Annotated in this window: 19 protein-coding genes; 14 read left to right on the forward strand and 5 right to left on the reverse strand. The window is 39.8% G+C overall.

Annotated elements, in window-relative coordinates:
- The first annotated feature begins 8 nt into the window (after nt 1–8).
- The 12 genes from ACZ47Z_RS07850 (at nt 9) to rsfS (ending at nt 8,272) form a co-directional block, all read left to right on the forward strand.
- A complete protein-coding gene (locus tag ACZ47Z_RS07850) occupies nt 9–1,205 on the forward strand; it encodes a ribonuclease E/G (protein WP_464525429.1) in 1,197 nt (398 codons plus the stop codon).
- Between the two features lie 44 nt (nt 1,206–1,249).
- Entirely contained in the window at nt 1,250–1,729 is a 480-nt protein-coding gene (ybaK, locus tag ACZ47Z_RS07855; RefSeq protein ID WP_015529191.1) for a Cys-tRNA(Pro) deacylase, read from the forward strand.
- 171 nt (nt 1,730–1,900) lie between these two features.
- Complete coding sequence (locus tag ACZ47Z_RS07860; protein WP_054751201.1) at nt 1,901–3,220, forward strand: aspartate kinase; 1,320 nt, start codon at nt 1,901–1,903, stop codon at nt 3,218–3,220.
- 22 nt (nt 3,221–3,242) lie between these two features.
- Nucleotides 3,243–3,662: a CBS domain-containing protein gene (locus ACZ47Z_RS07865; RefSeq protein WP_015529216.1), complete on the forward strand. Its 420-nt coding sequence runs from the start codon at nt 3,243–3,245 to the stop codon at nt 3,660–3,662.
- Between the two features lie 108 nt (nt 3,663–3,770).
- The gene (rplU, locus tag ACZ47Z_RS07870; protein WP_015529217.1) at nt 3,771–4,079 is read left to right on the forward strand and encodes a 50S ribosomal protein L21; all 309 of its coding nucleotides are present in this window, start codon (nt 3,771–3,773) and stop codon (nt 4,077–4,079) included.
- Nucleotides 4,080–4,089: 10 nt separating this feature from the next.
- A complete protein-coding gene (locus tag ACZ47Z_RS07875) occupies nt 4,090–4,422 on the forward strand; it encodes a ribosomal-processing cysteine protease Prp (protein ID WP_020435993.1) in 333 nt (110 codons plus the stop codon).
- A gap of 5 nt (nt 4,423–4,427) precedes the next feature.
- Nucleotides 4,428–4,712, forward strand: a complete 285-nt coding sequence (gene rpmA, locus ACZ47Z_RS07880; RefSeq protein WP_015529219.1) for a 50S ribosomal protein L27 — start codon at nt 4,428–4,430, stop codon at nt 4,710–4,712.
- 197 nt (nt 4,713–4,909) lie between these two features.
- Nucleotides 4,910–6,193, forward strand: coding sequence for a GTPase ObgE (gene obgE, locus ACZ47Z_RS07885; RefSeq protein WP_020435994.1), 1,284 nt, complete (start codon nt 4,910–4,912; stop codon nt 6,191–6,193).
- Nucleotides 6,194–6,203: 10 nt separating this feature from the next.
- Complete coding sequence (gene yhbY, locus ACZ47Z_RS07890) at nt 6,204–6,497, forward strand: ribosome assembly RNA-binding protein YhbY (protein WP_015529221.1); 294 nt, start codon at nt 6,204–6,206, stop codon at nt 6,495–6,497.
- Between the two features lie 105 nt (nt 6,498–6,602).
- Nucleotides 6,603–7,205, forward strand: coding sequence for a nicotinate-nucleotide adenylyltransferase (nadD, locus tag ACZ47Z_RS07895; RefSeq protein ID WP_054751204.1), 603 nt, complete (start codon nt 6,603–6,605; stop codon nt 7,203–7,205).
- Between the two features lie 128 nt (nt 7,206–7,333).
- Nucleotides 7,334–7,909 (forward strand): bis(5'-nucleosyl)-tetraphosphatase (symmetrical) YqeK, encoded by a 576-nt coding sequence (yqeK, locus tag ACZ47Z_RS07900; protein WP_054751205.1) that lies wholly within the window; start codon nt 7,334–7,336, stop codon nt 7,907–7,909.
- A 6-nt stretch (nt 7,910–7,915) separates the two neighbouring features.
- Entirely contained in the window at nt 7,916–8,272 is a 357-nt protein-coding gene (gene rsfS / locus ACZ47Z_RS07905; protein ID WP_015529223.1) for a ribosome silencing factor, read from the forward strand.
- Between the two features lie 106 nt (nt 8,273–8,378).
- On the opposite strand, the gene lexA is transcribed toward rsfS, so the two are convergent.
- Complete coding sequence (gene lexA / locus ACZ47Z_RS07910) at nt 8,379–8,993, reverse strand: transcriptional repressor LexA (RefSeq protein WP_015529226.1); 615 nt, start codon at nt 8,991–8,993, stop codon at nt 8,379–8,381.
- A 218-nt stretch (nt 8,994–9,211) separates the two neighbouring features.
- On the opposite strand from lexA, the gene ACZ47Z_RS07915 reads away from it, so the two are divergent.
- Nucleotides 9,212–9,571 (forward strand): LysM peptidoglycan-binding domain-containing protein, encoded by a 360-nt coding sequence (locus tag ACZ47Z_RS07915; RefSeq protein WP_054751207.1) that lies wholly within the window; start codon nt 9,212–9,214, stop codon nt 9,569–9,571.
- Between the two features lie 249 nt (nt 9,572–9,820).
- Entirely contained in the window at nt 9,821–10,891 is a 1,071-nt protein-coding gene (locus ACZ47Z_RS07920) for a tyrosine-type recombinase/integrase (RefSeq protein ID WP_055145480.1), read from the forward strand.
- 94 nt (nt 10,892–10,985) lie between these two features.
- On the opposite strand, the gene ACZ47Z_RS07925 is transcribed toward ACZ47Z_RS07920, so the two are convergent.
- The 4 genes from ACZ47Z_RS07925 to ACZ47Z_RS07940 form a co-directional block, all read right to left on the reverse strand.
- Nucleotides 10,986–11,636, reverse strand: a complete 651-nt coding sequence (locus ACZ47Z_RS07925) for a cytidylate kinase-like family protein (protein WP_015529229.1) — start codon at nt 11,634–11,636, stop codon at nt 10,986–10,988.
- A gap of 108 nt (nt 11,637–11,744) precedes the next feature.
- Nucleotides 11,745–12,659, reverse strand: coding sequence for an RluA family pseudouridine synthase (locus ACZ47Z_RS07930; RefSeq protein WP_055156504.1), 915 nt, complete (start codon nt 12,657–12,659; stop codon nt 11,745–11,747).
- Between the two features lie 31 nt (nt 12,660–12,690).
- A complete protein-coding gene (lspA, locus tag ACZ47Z_RS07935) occupies nt 12,691–13,209 on the reverse strand; it encodes a signal peptidase II (protein ID WP_020436001.1) in 519 nt (172 codons plus the stop codon).
- A 35-nt stretch (nt 13,210–13,244) separates the two neighbouring features.
- Nucleotides 13,245–14,045, reverse strand: coding sequence for a YlmH family RNA-binding protein (locus ACZ47Z_RS07940; protein WP_020436002.1), 801 nt, complete (start codon nt 14,043–14,045; stop codon nt 13,245–13,247).
- Nucleotides 14,046–14,047 lie beyond the last annotated feature (2 nt).

Below are 14,047 nucleotides of genomic sequence, written 5' to 3' on the forward strand. Positions count from 1 at the left end.
AGAAACAGATGAAACGAAAAGTTTTGATAGAGAAAAAAGAAAATCATGTGTGGACCTTTTTTCTGGAAGAGGATCAGATTGCTGAGATTCACTGTGCAAAGTCCGACGAACAGGAAAAGGTGCATCAGATTGGCGATATATATGTCGCCAAAGTGCAGAATATCGTACAGAATATAGGGGCAGCTTTTCTTGAGATCGAACCTGGCGTTAATTGTTATTTTGATTTAAGAGATGCACAGAATGCATTTTTTACGCATAAGATTGGGAAGAAGCCACTTTGCATCGGTGATGAACTGGTAGTTCAGATCAGCAGGGAAGCTGTAAAGACAAAGGTTCCGACAGTGACCGGTAATATCAGTCTGACAGGCAGATATGCCGTTTTGACGCATGGTAATACAAGAATAGGTGTATCTTCTAAAATTTCAAAAAAAGACAGGGAAGCCTATAAGGAGCGCCTTCAGGAATATCAGAATGACCAGTATGGTCTTATTATCAGAACAAATGCAAAAGATGCTGCATTCGAAGATGTCCTTACAGAGATTGAACAGCTGAAAGCGGAATATGAACATCTTTTAAAATATGCTGCTTCCAGAGTGTGTTTCTCATGCCTGAAATCTGCTCCACCGTCCTATATTACAGATCTGAAAAATGTCTATATGGATGGCATGGAAGAAATTCTTGTGAATGATGCAGAAATATATGAAAAGATTTGCGGCTATTTCAAGAAAGAAATGCCGGAGAATCTGGAACTGGTTCATTTCCATGATGACAGTGGTTATCCACTTGGAAAGATTTATAGTACAGAAACAGCGGTTGAACATGCCTTAGCAGAAAGAGTCTGGCTGAAACATGGAGGATATCTGGTGATCCAGCTAACAGAGGCGCTTACCGTGATAGACGTAAATTCCGGGAAAAACGTCCGTAAAAAGGGTGATGATGAGTCTACATTGAAGATGAATCTGGAGGCAGCGAAGGAAACAGCCAGACAGATACGTCTTCGTAATCTGTCTGGAATCATTCTGATTGATTTTATAAATCAGGACGAGGAAAAGAATGAGGAAACTTTATTAAAAGAATTCCGATATTTTCTTGCGAAAGATCCGATCCAGACAACATTAGTTGATATTACGGCACTTGGACTTGCTGAGGTGACGAGAAAGAAAGTGCGTAAGCCGCTGCATGAAGCAGTAAGAGAGATAGAATAGCAGATGCATTTGCAGGCAGAGACAACAGAGGAGATGCTAATATAATGAGTAAGAAAGAACTGAAAACAAATGCAATGAGAATCTTGGACAGGAACAAGATCCCATATGAATATGAAACCTATGAATGTGATGAATTTGTCGATGGAATCACAACAGCAGATAAAATCGGTCTTCCGCACGAACAGGTATATAAGACGCTTGTGACGGTTGGAAAAACAGGCGGGCATTATGTGTTTGTTATTCCGATTGCGGCGGAGCTTGATCTGAAAAAGGCTGCGAAGTCAGTTGGGGAAAAATCAGTAGAAATGCTCCATGTGAAGGATATTACTGCGGTGACCGGTTATGTGCGTGGTGGCTGTACGGCAATCGGAATGAAGAAGCAATTTCCGACTGTGATCGATTCCAGTGCACAGCATCAGGAATACATTTATGTAAGTGGCGGGAAGATTGGAATGCAGATCAAATTGAAACCGGATGATCTGAAAAAGGCTGCACGGGCGGAATATGGAGAGATCACGTTTTAATTGATTATTATTAATGCTTATAAGAAATTCCTATAAGTTTTCTTATTTAAAAGTTTACAAGAACTGTGGAACACTGTATAATAATGAACCGATAATGCAGAAAGCAGTATTGTTACTGTTCACGGGAAACTTGAAACAGCAACGCAGAATTACATTGGAGGAATAGCAAGAATGAAGAAAGTAGTAAAGTTCGGCGGAAGTTCTCTTGCGAGCGCAGAACAGTTTAAAAAAGTTGGAAATATTATCCGTGCAGAAGAATCAAGAAGATATGTTGTACCATCTGCTCCGGGAAAGCGTTTTTCAGCTGATACAAAGGTAACAGATATGCTCTATGGCTGCTATGCGGCTGCTGAGAATGGTGAAGATTTCACAGAGAAGCTTGCAGCAATTAAAGATAGATATCAGGAAATTATTGATGGACTTGGTTTAAAGTTCTCCCTGGATGAGGATTTTGAAGTGATCCGCAAGAACTTTTCTGAAAAAGCAGGAAGCAATTATGCAGCATCCAGAGGAGAATTCCTGAATGGTAAGATTATGGCTGCATATCTTGGATTTGAATTTATTGATGCAGCAGAGGTTGTTCGTTTTGATGAGAATGGAGATTTCCAGTCCGAGATCACAAATGAAATTATGTCTGCACGACTTGAAAAGGCTAAGAATGCTGTTATCCCGGGATTCTACGGAGCAACAGAGGAAGGACGTGTAGTTACATTTTCAAGAGGTGGTTCTGATATCACAGGTTCTCTTGTAGCTCGTGCAGTCAATGCAGATCTTTATGAGAACTGGACGGATGTATCAGGATTCCTGATTGCAGATCCAAGAATCGTAAAAGGATCAAAATCAATTGAGACAATTACATATAAAGAGCTTCGTGAGCTTTCTTACATGGGCGCAAGTGTCCTTCATGAAGATGCGATCTTCCCGGTAAGAAGAGCAGGAATCCCGATCAATATCCGTAATACAAATGCACCGGCAGACAAAGGAACACTTATCGTAGAAGCAACATGTTGTCAGCCGAAATATACTATTACAGGTATTGCCGGAACAGACGGATTTGCTGCGATCACAATTGAAAAAGCGATGATGAACTCCGAAGTTGGTTTCTGTCGTAAAGTACTTCAGGTATTTGAAGACAATGGTGTTTCTATTGAGCACATGCCATCTGGAATCGATACAATGACAATCTTTGTCCACAAAGATAAGTTTGAAGAGAAAGAACAGCAGATTCTTGCAGGAATTCACAAAGCGGTAGATCCGGATCACATTGAGCTTGAGTCTGATCTTGCACTGATCGCGATCGTAGGTCGTGGAATGAAGTCTACAAGAGGAACAGCAGGAAGAATCTTCTCTGCACTTGCTCACGCACACATTAATGTCAAGATGATCGACCAGGGATCCAGTGAGCTTAATATCATCGTTGGTGTACGTCATGATGATTTTAAAAATGCGATCAAAGCATTGTATGAGATTTTCGTACTGACACAGATTTAAAACCAAGAAAGGCTGAAAAGAGATGAATATCTTATTTTTTCTGAAACCGAAGAGTGAGGTTGCTTTTATTTATGATTACAGCACATTACGTCAGGTTTTGGAAACAATGGAATTTCATAAATATGCATCTATTCCAATGCTGAATAAGGCAGGGGAATATGTCGGAACAATGACAGAAGGAGATATCCTCTGGGGAATCAAGAAGTATACGAATCTGAACCTGAAAGAGGCAGAGACAATTTTTATCCAGGACTTCCCACGAAAAGCAGATTATGAGGCTGTATCGGCAGATGCTGACATGGAGGATCTTCTTCAGAAAGCGATGAATCAGAATTTTGTTCCGGTTGTGGATGACCAGAAGAAATTCATTGGAATCATAACAAGAAAAAGTATTATTGAATACTGTTATGAAAAAATAAAAAAATTAGATGAACCCTATTGACAAATCTAAATTTGCAAGTTAATATATATGAGTATGCCGCACAACGAGGTATTTAAGTTCTGATTTCAGACACCATAGTTGGCGAGTAATGATAATAGGAGGTGCCATATGTACGCGATTATAGCAACAGGTGGTAAACAGTACAAAGTAGCTGAAGGCGATATCATTAGAGTAGAGAAACTTGGGGTAGAAGCTGGTGAGACTTATACATTTGACCAGGTACTTGCAGTTAACAACGACAAGATGGTTGTTGGTAACCCAACAGTTGAAGGTGCAACAGTTACAGCTTCTGTAATCGGTGACGGTAAAGCTAAGAAAGTTATCGTTTACAAGTATAAGAGAAAATCTGGATACCATAAGAAAAACGGTCACAGACAGCAGTACACAGAAGTAAAGATCGAAAAGATCAACGCTTAATCTGTTTCTGATGATTAAGGTAACCATTTATAAGACCGAACGGCAGGAATATGTTGGGTTTGATATGGAAGGTCATGCGGGATATGCAGAGGCCGGTGAAGACATTGTCTGTGCCGGAGTATCCGCTCTCGTGATCAATGCGCTGAATTCAATTGAGCGTTTTACAGATGATGAGACAAGCTGCGTTTCGGATGAAGATACCGGAAGTATTGAGTTCCGTTTTGACGGAACACCATCACATGATGCCACATTATTGCTGGATTCCATGATTCTTGGTCTGGAAGAGATAGAAGACAGCAATGACTACGAGAAATATATCGACATAATTTTCAAGGAGGTGTAATTACCATGATGAAAATGAATCTTCAGTTTTTCGCTCATAAAAAAGGAGTTGGTTCTACAAAGAACGGTCGTGACTCCGAGGCAAAGAGACTGGGCGCTAAAAGAGCAGACGGACAGTTTGTAAAAGCTGGTAACATTCTTTACAGACAGCGTGGAACAAAGATCCATCCAGGACTTAACGTAGGACGCGGTGGAGATGACACTCTGTTTGCACTTGTAGACGGTGTAGTAAGATTTGAAAGAAAAGGAAGAGATAAGAAACAGGTTTCTATCTATCCAGTAGCTGAGTAATCAGTTTTGGCTGGAAAGTTCCGACGGAATCTTTTCACTCGCATACATGGCAAAAGGAAGCCTCAGACGTTTTTTAAGGTCTGAGGCTTTTTCTTTCAAAGAAATCTTTTATTGTCAGATGATAAAGAAATTTACGCATATATGATGTGAATAAAGATACAGAAACAGTTGTTGATACAAATTAAGAGGAGAATAATATGTTTGCAGACAGAGCTAAGATATTGATCCGTTCCGGTAAAGGCGGAGACGGTCACTGCAGCTTCCGCAGAGAACTGTATGTACCAAACGGCGGACCGGACGGTGGAGACGGTGGACACGGCGGAGACCTGATCTTCGAAGTAGATGAAGGGCTGAATACTCTTGTTGACTACAGACATAAGAGAAAATTTGCTGCCGAAGATGGGGAACAGGGCGGAAAGCGCCGCTGTCACGGTAAGGACGGAAAAGACCTTGTTCTTCGTGTGCCGGAGGGTACAGTAATTAAAGAATCTGTTACAGGAAAAGTTATCGCTGATATGTCCGGAGAGAACAGACGTCAGGTTGTCTTAAAAGGCGGAAGAGGCGGACTTGGAAATCAGCATTTTGCTACTTCTACCATGCAGGTTCCGAAGTATGCACAGCCGGGACAGCCGGCAAGAGAGCTGGAAGTGAATCTGGAATTGAAGGTGATTGCAGATGTTGGTCTGATCGGTTTCCCGAACGTTGGTAAATCTACATTGCTTTCCCGTGTTACAAATGCGGAACCGAAAATTGCGAACTATCATTTCACAACATTGAATCCGAACCTTGGTGTTGTCGATCTGGATGGAGCAAAGGGATTCGTTATGGCTGATATCCCGGGACTAATCGAGGGTGCATCCGAAGGTGTTGGTCTTGGACATGAGTTCCTTCGCCATATCGAGAGAACAAAGTTAATGATCCATGTTGTTGATGCAGCCGGAACAGAAGGACGTGATCCGGTTGATGATATTCATAAGATCAATGCAGAGCTTGCTGCTTACAATCCAGAAATTGCGGAACGTCCGCAGGTAATCGCAGCGAACAAGACGGATTTGATCTATGATCCGGAAGATGATCCGGTTCAGCGCTTGAAAGATGAGTTTGAGCCAAAGGGAATCAAAGTATTTCCTATCTCCGGAGCTACAGGAAAAGGAATCTCTGATCTTCTCTACTATGTAAGTAACGAGCTTCAGAAGCTGGATCAGAAACCGGTAGTATTCGAGCAGGAATACTTCCCGGATGATGAACTGATCTATGAAGATCTTCCTTATACGGTAGAACAGGCAGATGGAATGTATGTAGTTGAAGGTCCGAAGATTGAGAAAATGCTTGGATATACGAATCTTGATTCAGAGAAGGGATTTGCATTCTTCCAGAAGTTCCTGAAAGATTCAGGTATTCTTGCAGATCTTGAGAGAGCTGGCATCCAGGAAGGTGACACAGTTAGAATGTACGGACTTCAGTTTGATTATTATAAATAAGGAGAATATTATGACTACAAAACAGAGAGCTTATTTAAAAGGACTTGCGATGACAATGGATCCGATTTTCCAGGTTGGAAAGGCAAGCATGAATCCGGGGCTTACGGAGGCAATTGCCGAGGCACTGGAAGCACGTGAGCTGATCAAGATCAGTGTTTTAAAGAACTGCATGGATGATCCGAGAGAAATCGCAGAGACACTTGCAGAGAGAACACAGTCTCAGGTTGTTCAGGTAATCGGAAAGAAAATCGTTCTTTACAAAGAAGGAAAAGACGATAAAAAGAAAATTCAGCTTCCAAAATAATTATTTTTTCAGCTTCTGAGTTATTATATGATTCGGAAGCTGAATTTGAATATAGGAAACTCGCAGAGCGTGTTTTCCATAGTAGAAAAGGAACGGGTATAGACAATGAAGATTGGTATTATGGGTGGTACATTTGAGCCGATTCATATCGGTCATCTTCTTCTTGGTGAGTTTGCTTATGAAGATTTTGGACTTGATGAGATTTGGTTTTTACCGAATGGAAATCCTCCACACAAAGAGACACTCGATACAGAAGAAGCAATGCATCACAGGATCGAGATGGTTCGTCTTGCAATAAAAAGTAATCCGAATTTCTCATTGAATCTTTCAGAAGCGGATACGAAGAAGCACTCTTATACGTATCATACAATGAGGCATTTTAACGAGATCTACCCAAACGATGAATTTTATTTTATTCTCGGAGCGGATTCTCTGTTTGCTTTTGAAGAGTGGAAAGATTTCAGAGAAATTTTTACGACCTGTACGATTCTTGCAGCAATGCGTGACGACAAAGATGCTTCAGCAATGAAGGGACAGATACGATATCTCACGGAAGCATACGGAGCACATATAGAACTGCTTCGCGCACCGTTGGTAGAGATTTCCTCTACTACAATAAGAGAAAGGGCAGCAAAGGGACTCAGCGTGCGTTATATGGTGCCTGATGTTGTCGCGGATTATATTAAAGAAAAGAATCTATATATTTAAAGCATATTTTATCTGCACTTGTCAAAATGACGAGATGCATTCAAGCCAAAACATGCATCCTCCGTGTCAATCAGCGAAGTGATTGACACGGGAGTGAACAGTAACCAGAGAGGAGATAGAACACGATTATGAAAGAAGCTTTCATTGACATTAGAAAACAACTGGAAAAAAAGCTGAAAAAAGATCGTTTTGAACATACAATTGGAGTTATGTATACAGCAGCATCTCTTGCAATGCGTTATCATGAAGATATCGATGATGCTATGATGGCAGGACTTCTGCATGATTGTGGAAAGTATGGTTCTGCGCAGGAACAGGTTGAGAGATGTCAAAAACACGGTATTCCGCTTACACAATCAGAACTTGAGATGCCGGCATTGGTCCATGCGAAACTGGGAGCATATTTCGCGGAGAAAGAGTATGGTGTGACCAATAAAGGCGTTTTAAGTGCAATTACATGGCATACAACAGGACGACCGGAGATGACAATGCTTGAGAAGATTATTTATATTGCTGATTATATTGAACCGAACAGAAAGATAATTCCTGGTCTTCAGGAGATCCGTGAAACTGTGTTTGTCGATATTGACCATGCAATCTGTCTTTGTGCAGGGAATACGGTTAATTATCTGCGTAAGAATGGTAAGCCGGTAGATCCGATGAGCATTGAAACTTATCAATATTATAGCGACAAAGGAGAATAATAAAAGATGAATCAGTCAAAAGAAATGGCAAAGCTGGCATATACAGCCCTCAGTGATAAAAAAGGAGAAGATATCCAGATCATCGATATCTCAGGCGTGTCTGTACTTGCAGATTATTTCCTGATCGTAAATGGAAACAGTGACAGTCAGGTGAATGCCCTTGTGGACAATGTGGAGGAAGAATTGCATAAAGCAGGATATTCTCTGGTACAGAGAGAAGGAAATGCATCCGGAAGATGGGTGTTACTTGATTTTGGTGATATTATTGTACACGTCTTTGATCGTGAGAACAGACAGTTCTACAATTTGGAGAGAATCTGGAAAGATGGACATCATGTGTCTGTTGAAGATCTTGAAGCATAAATAGTGAGAGTTATAAAAAACTGGCAGAAGAGTAGTGGAGTACTACATTCTGCCAGTTTTTTATACTTTGAGTTCTAATTAAAAATCCTATATCCAGTAATGAGATTTAATACATACGGATAACACCGATTACCTTACCCAGGATAGTGACATCTGTAAGAATGATCGGATCATATGCATCATTTTCCGGCTGCAGGCGGATAATACCTTCTTCACGATAGAAAGTCTTGACTGTAGCGCCATCTTCAATCAGTGCAACTACCTGTTCCCCATTTTCAGCAGATGGAGTCTGCTCAACAATAACATAATCCCCACTCAGAATTCCTGCATTGATCATACTTTCACCTTGTACCTGGAGCATAAATGTCTGCTTGTTTGGCATATATTCTACAGGAATAGGAAAATAATCTTCAATATTCTGTTCTGCAAGAAGCGGTTCGCCGGCAGCGACACGGCCTATGATCGGAATATTCACCATCTCTCTTCTTGTCAGGTTGAAATTATCATCCAGAATCTCAATTGCACGAGGCTTGGTAGGGTCTCTTCTTATGTAACCATTTTTTTCCAGCGTCTCCAGATGCGAATGAACGGAAGAGGTAGACTTTAAATTCACAGCCTCACAGATCTCACGAACTGCCGGCGGAAAGCCTCTTGTTAAAATCTGGTCTTTTATATATTCTAAAATCTCTTTCTGCTTAGGAGTAATATTCCCTTCTGACATATTGTTCCCTCCGAATCTACTATAATCATAAGAACATAATAACACAGCATTTTTTAGAAAGCAAACATTTGTTGCGAAAATATGTTCGGTTTTATGAAGTGAAATACTTGACAAACATTTGTTCGAACGATATAATGAAAATATAAAAGAACAGATGTTCGATGTATAGCAATAACAGAAGATAGGTATACAGTAAGCGAAAAGAGAGGAAAAGGATTATGAAAAAGTATTCAGGAAATCATTCAGTAAATTCAAAGAAGAAACATGGTGTTATTCGTCATTCTGGTTTGGTAATATGCAGTATTCTTTTTATTCTCTGCAGCTGTATGTACTTTGGAATGTTCCGAGTTTCGGCAAAGGAAATAGATCAACAGAGAACCTCAGATGCTATTGAGATCTGTTACACAAGTAGATTAATTGAACCAGGTGACAGCCTTTGGAGCATTGCAGAAGAAACAATTACAGACAGATACGGCTCCGTAAGCGAATATGTAGAAGCACTTAAGGTGATGAATCATCTTGATTCAGATACGATTCATGCAGGTCAATACCTGATGATCGCATACGAAAAATTATAAATGGTATCAATATACACCCTATGTATTGATATATACACTCCCTGAATCCGAAGAAGATTGCTATCTGCTTTCCAGAAATAGCGCTTTAAATAGCAGCAGATAGTCTCTTCGGATTTTATTAACAGAAATCAATCTATACGACAAATACCGATTTTTCCAAAAGATATAGACGAAAAACAGTACTTATGTTAAAATATATAAGAAATATGGGGTTTTCAGTAAATTTGAATCTATAAAGGAGCTTTTAATATGGCAGAAACTTCTAACAGAAAAACATATCATGAACAGACATATATAGATAACACATTACGTCTTAGAGAAATTCTGAAGACATTGCCTCCATTTGCAAAGGATTATTTTCGTGCGGTGGAACCAACGACATCTGCGCGGACCAGGATTTCTTATGCCTATGATATCCGTGTTTTCTTTCATTTCCTTATGGAGAATAATCCGGTTTATAAAAATTATACGATCGAACAATTTGAGGTACATGATCTGGAACGCCTGGAGCCAGTAGATATTGAGGAATACCAGGAATATCTGAAGGTCTATAAGAATGACGAAGAAAAATGTATCACGAACACAGAAAAGGGACTTGCAAGAAAGATGTCTGCGCTTCGTAGCTTTTATGGATATTATTTTAAACGGCAAATTATCAGCAAGAACCCTACGTTGCTTGTAGAGATGCCTAAGCTGCATGAGAAAGCGATTATACGGCTTGATACGGATGAAATCGCAATGCTCCTGGATTATGTTGATCATGGTGGGGATAATCTTACAGGTCAGCGGAAAGCATATTTTGAAAAGACAAAAAATCGAGATCTGGCAATTCTGACGCTTCTGCTTGGAACAGGAATCCGTGTATCAGAATGTGTTGGACTGGATCTCCAGGATATTGATTTTAAGAATAACGGAATTACTGTAACACGAAAAGGTGGGAATCAGATGGTTGTGTATTTCGGTGAAGAGGTTGAGAATGCATTAAAGACGTATCTTTACACGACCAGAAAGCAAACTGTACCACTCTCCGGTCATGAAAACGCACTGTTCTTGTCTACCCAGCGAAAACGTATGGGCGTTCAGGCAGTTGAAAATATGGTAAAGAAGTACGCTAGGGAGGTCACTCCGAATAAGAAGATAACTCCACATAAACTGCGCAGCACTTACGGAACAGCACTTTATAAAGAAACCGGAGACATTTATCTTGTCGCAGATGTTCTGGGGCATAAAGATGTCAATACAACAAAGAAACATTATGCAGCGATCGATGAAGACCGACGCCGTCAGGCGGCAGGTGCTGTAAAGCTTCGTGAAGTATAGGAAGCAAAAAGAATAAGAATAGATAAAAAGGATACAGAAAGAATGCACTACTGCTCTTCTGTATCCTTTGCACTATACATTTTAATAAATAAGATTAAACAATATTTCTGGCTTCTTTTTCAATACTTTCTTTTAAAAGAATATACTGTTCAATTGCTTTCGCTGTACCTTGTACTCCGAGTTCAGAACTGTTTAAGCAAAGCTCATAGCTGGCTGCCTCGCCCCACTTCTTGTTTGTATAATAATTGTAATAGCTTGCTCTCTTTTTATCCGTCTTATTGATCAGATCTTTTGCTTTCGCATCCGTAAGATCAAGTCTTGTTGCTACACGACGAATACGATCTTCCATATCTGCACGAATGAAGATGCTGACAACATTTGGATAGGATTCAAGTGCATAATCTGCACAACGGCCTACCAGGACACATGGTCCCTCATCTGCAATCTTTTTAATTGCATCAAACTGTGCAAGAAAAACTTTGTGATTGATAGGCATCTCTGTGTATGTGTTGCCGGCATATCCCATAGAATATGTATCCATCACAAGAGAATATAGAAAACTGTTCGTTGGCTTTTCGTCATGAGTCTCAAATAATTCCTCACAGATACCACTTTCTTTTGCTGCACGCGCAAGCATTTCCTTGTCGTATAATTTAATTCCAAATGCCTCGGCAACGAAATGTCCGATCTCTTTTCCACCACTTCCGTACTGACGTCCGATTGTTATAATAGTATTTGTCTTCATAATAAGCCACACTCCTTTTCAAGTCTATGCGAAATCTTATCTATATTATAACCAAAAAGATGAAAAAAGACAATGTCAATTCACTATTTCCTACACCATTTCTTATACTTAGTTTTGTTTTCTTAATTTATTTAATAAATCTTTAAAATAGTCTGGCAAAGGTGCGTCAAATTCTATATATTCTCCTGTAGATGGATGAGTGATACCAAGGATTTTTGCATGCAAAGTCTGTCCCTGGAGTTTATAAGGACATTTTGCAGGACCATAAATCTCATCGCCCAGAATTGGATGTCCGATACTGGACATATGAACACGGATCTGATGTGTCCGACCGGTTTCAAGCTGGCACTCAATGTAGGTAAAATTACCAAATCTTTCCAATACACGGTAATGAGTGACTGCATGTCGCCCATTTGGTGCTTTTGTACTCATCTTCTTACGATCTGTAGGGTGCCGACCGATCGGAGCGTTCACAGTGCCTGTATCCTCCTTCAGATTGCCATGTACGATAGCGTGATACTTTCTTGTGATAGAATGTTCTTTTAATTGTTCTGCAAGAATCTGATGAGCTTTATCATTTTTGCAGATCAGAAGGGAACCGGTTGTATTCATGTCAATCCGATGGACGATTCCCGGACGGATTACACCATTGATTCCCGACAGGTTTTCTCCACAGTGATATAGAACCGCATTGACCAGCGTATGGCTGTAATGTCCCGGTGCAGGATGTACAACCATTCCTTTTGGTTTGTTAACGACGAGAATGTCATCATCTTCATAGAGAATATCCAGAGGAATATTTTCAGGCTGAATATCAAGTGGTTCCGGGTCAGGGATCTGAAGAATGATAGTATCCCCTGTTGTTAACTTGTAATTCGCTTTAACCGGTAATTGATTTACAAGAATTTTTTTTTCTTTAATTAATTTCTGGATATAAGAACGGGAAAGGCTCTCTATTCTCCCGTCAAGGAATTTATCGATCCTTTCCCCTGTAATATCCGCATTAAAATGAAGTTCTTCCATAAGCTTTCAGAATCCTTCCTGTTGTGCGTTTTTATCTGTTCTTAAAATTTAAAAACTCAAAATCGTTGTCGTCCTTATAATAAAATAAAATGAGAACAACAAATAAAATACATGCAATTACAACATAGCAGTCTGCAACATTAAAGATTGGAAAATCAATCAGTCGGAAATAGAAAAAGTCAACAACATAATCAAGTTTCACACGATCGATCATATTTCCCACAGCTCCGGATGCAAGCAGTACAGCACAGATACGCAGTGGTCTGTAATGTGGTGTAAATGGCATCTTCTGGTACAGATACAAAATGACAGCAAGTATAATAATACCTCCGACTACAAACACAATCTGTCGATTCTGCATAATACCAAATGCAGCTCCGCGGTTCTCAAGATAGCGAAGTTCAAAAACTCCGGAAATCAAAGAGAAAGACTCGAGACGGCGTAAGATAGTAGATGCAAGATATTTGGTCCATTGGTCAAGTGCTAATGTGAGCAGAAACCCAATGGCAGCGAAAAGATAACTCTTTGTCTTTGTTTTTGTATTATTCATGAGTCGATAAGCTCCTCTTTTCTAAGCTTTTTAGATTATACATATTTCTGAATAGTTACACTGATCCGATTCTTTTTAGTGATTTTCCCCGCTTCCTCAAAACGGAACTTACCTAATCCGCGTACAGAGATAAGATCTCCTTCTTTTACCTGATATCCATTGCTTGTAATCAATTTGCCGTTTACAAAGACCTTTGCGCCTTCAATGAGTCCGGATAGTTTACTTCTGGAAGAAGAAAATGCAAGTGGAAGTAGGCTGTCTAAGCGAACAGATGAAACAGTTCCTTTTATCTGCTGGAAATCAGGTGTGTAGTTTATCATATCTAAGTTGATGACAGAACTATCTATAACAGTGTGGCGAACCCGGGTTAAGTCTTCTGTTACAACAGATACAAGGTCCTTATTGATAAAAAGAAGTGCTGAATCTTCTGTCACAAGAATATCTCCGGTTTTTGAACGGTCAATCCCAAGATTTAATATGGAACCAAGAAAATCCCTGTGAGTCAGGTCTTCGGAAAATCTTTTATTTTTTGGTTCTATTTTCACAGCACAAAACGGATAATCAATCTCTTTTGGAGTAATATCAGATACCCCATAACGCAAAGAAAGAGCCTCAGGGATAAATGCAGCCATCTGACGCTCCGCCATATCATACCCGCCAAAGAGGACATATCTTGAATAAAGCTTGTTCTTTGGCAGGGTATGCAGGATATTCTGATCATTCAGGTTAAGAAAATCCGAATATGTAACAATTTCACGTTCAAAAGCAATTCTGGAAAGTTCAATAAATCTGTGTTCCAAAAGCTTTGTTTCTTTTTTCTGATTTTCTTTTATCATAA

This window comes from Mediterraneibacter faecis (assembly GCF_055383675.1).

Bases quoted from the DNA above. Each gene is read 5' to 3' on its own strand.
- rplU (WP_015529217.1), top strand. From the start codon at position 3,771: ATGTACGCGATTATAGCAACAGGTGGTAAACAGTACAAAGTAGCTGAA.
- obgE (WP_020435994.1), top strand. From the start codon at position 4,910: ATGTTTGCAGACAGAGCTAAGATATTGATCCGTTCCGGTAAAGGCGGA.
- rsfS (WP_015529223.1), top strand. From the start codon at position 7,916: ATGAATCAGTCAAAAGAAATGGCAAAGCTGGCATATACAGCCCTCAGT.
- ACZ47Z_RS07850 (WP_464525429.1), top strand. From the start codon at position 9: ATGAAACGAAAAGTTTTGATAGAGAAAAAAGAAAATCATGTGTGGACC.
- ACZ47Z_RS07915 (WP_054751207.1), top strand. From the start codon at position 9,212: ATGAAAAAGTATTCAGGAAATCATTCAGTAAATTCAAAGAAGAAACAT.
- lexA (WP_015529226.1), bottom strand. From the start codon at position 8,993: ATGTCAGAAGGGAATATTACTCCTAAGCAGAAAGAGATTTTAGAATAT.
- nadD (WP_054751204.1), top strand. From the start codon at position 6,603: ATGAAGATTGGTATTATGGGTGGTACATTTGAGCCGATTCATATCGGT.
- ACZ47Z_RS07940 (WP_020436002.1), bottom strand. From the start codon at position 14,045: ATGATAAAAGAAAATCAGAAAAAAGAAACAAAGCTTTTGGAACACAGA.
- ACZ47Z_RS07920 (WP_055145480.1), top strand. From the start codon at position 9,821: ATGGCAGAAACTTCTAACAGAAAAACATATCATGAACAGACATATATA.
- ACZ47Z_RS07860 (WP_054751201.1), top strand. From the start codon at position 1,901: ATGAAGAAAGTAGTAAAGTTCGGCGGAAGTTCTCTTGCGAGCGCAGAA.
- ACZ47Z_RS07930 (WP_055156504.1), bottom strand. From the start codon at position 12,659: ATGGAAGAACTTCATTTTAATGCGGATATTACAGGGGAAAGGATCGAT.
- rpmA (WP_015529219.1), top strand. From the start codon at position 4,428: ATGATGAAAATGAATCTTCAGTTTTTCGCTCATAAAAAAGGAGTTGGT.
- ACZ47Z_RS07925 (WP_015529229.1), bottom strand. From the start codon at position 11,636: ATGAAGACAAATACTATTATAACAATCGGACGTCAGTACGGAAGTGGT.
- lspA (WP_020436001.1), bottom strand. From the start codon at position 13,209: ATGAATAATACAAAAACAAAGACAAAGAGTTATCTTTTCGCTGCCATT.
- ACZ47Z_RS07865 (WP_015529216.1), top strand. From the start codon at position 3,243: ATGAATATCTTATTTTTTCTGAAACCGAAGAGTGAGGTTGCTTTTATT.
- ybaK (WP_015529191.1), top strand. From the start codon at position 1,250: ATGAGTAAGAAAGAACTGAAAACAAATGCAATGAGAATCTTGGACAGG.
- yhbY (WP_015529221.1), top strand. From the start codon at position 6,204: ATGACTACAAAACAGAGAGCTTATTTAAAAGGACTTGCGATGACAATG.
- yqeK (WP_054751205.1), top strand. From the start codon at position 7,334: ATGAAAGAAGCTTTCATTGACATTAGAAAACAACTGGAAAAAAAGCTG.
- ACZ47Z_RS07875 (WP_020435993.1), top strand. From the start codon at position 4,090: ATGATTAAGGTAACCATTTATAAGACCGAACGGCAGGAATATGTTGGG.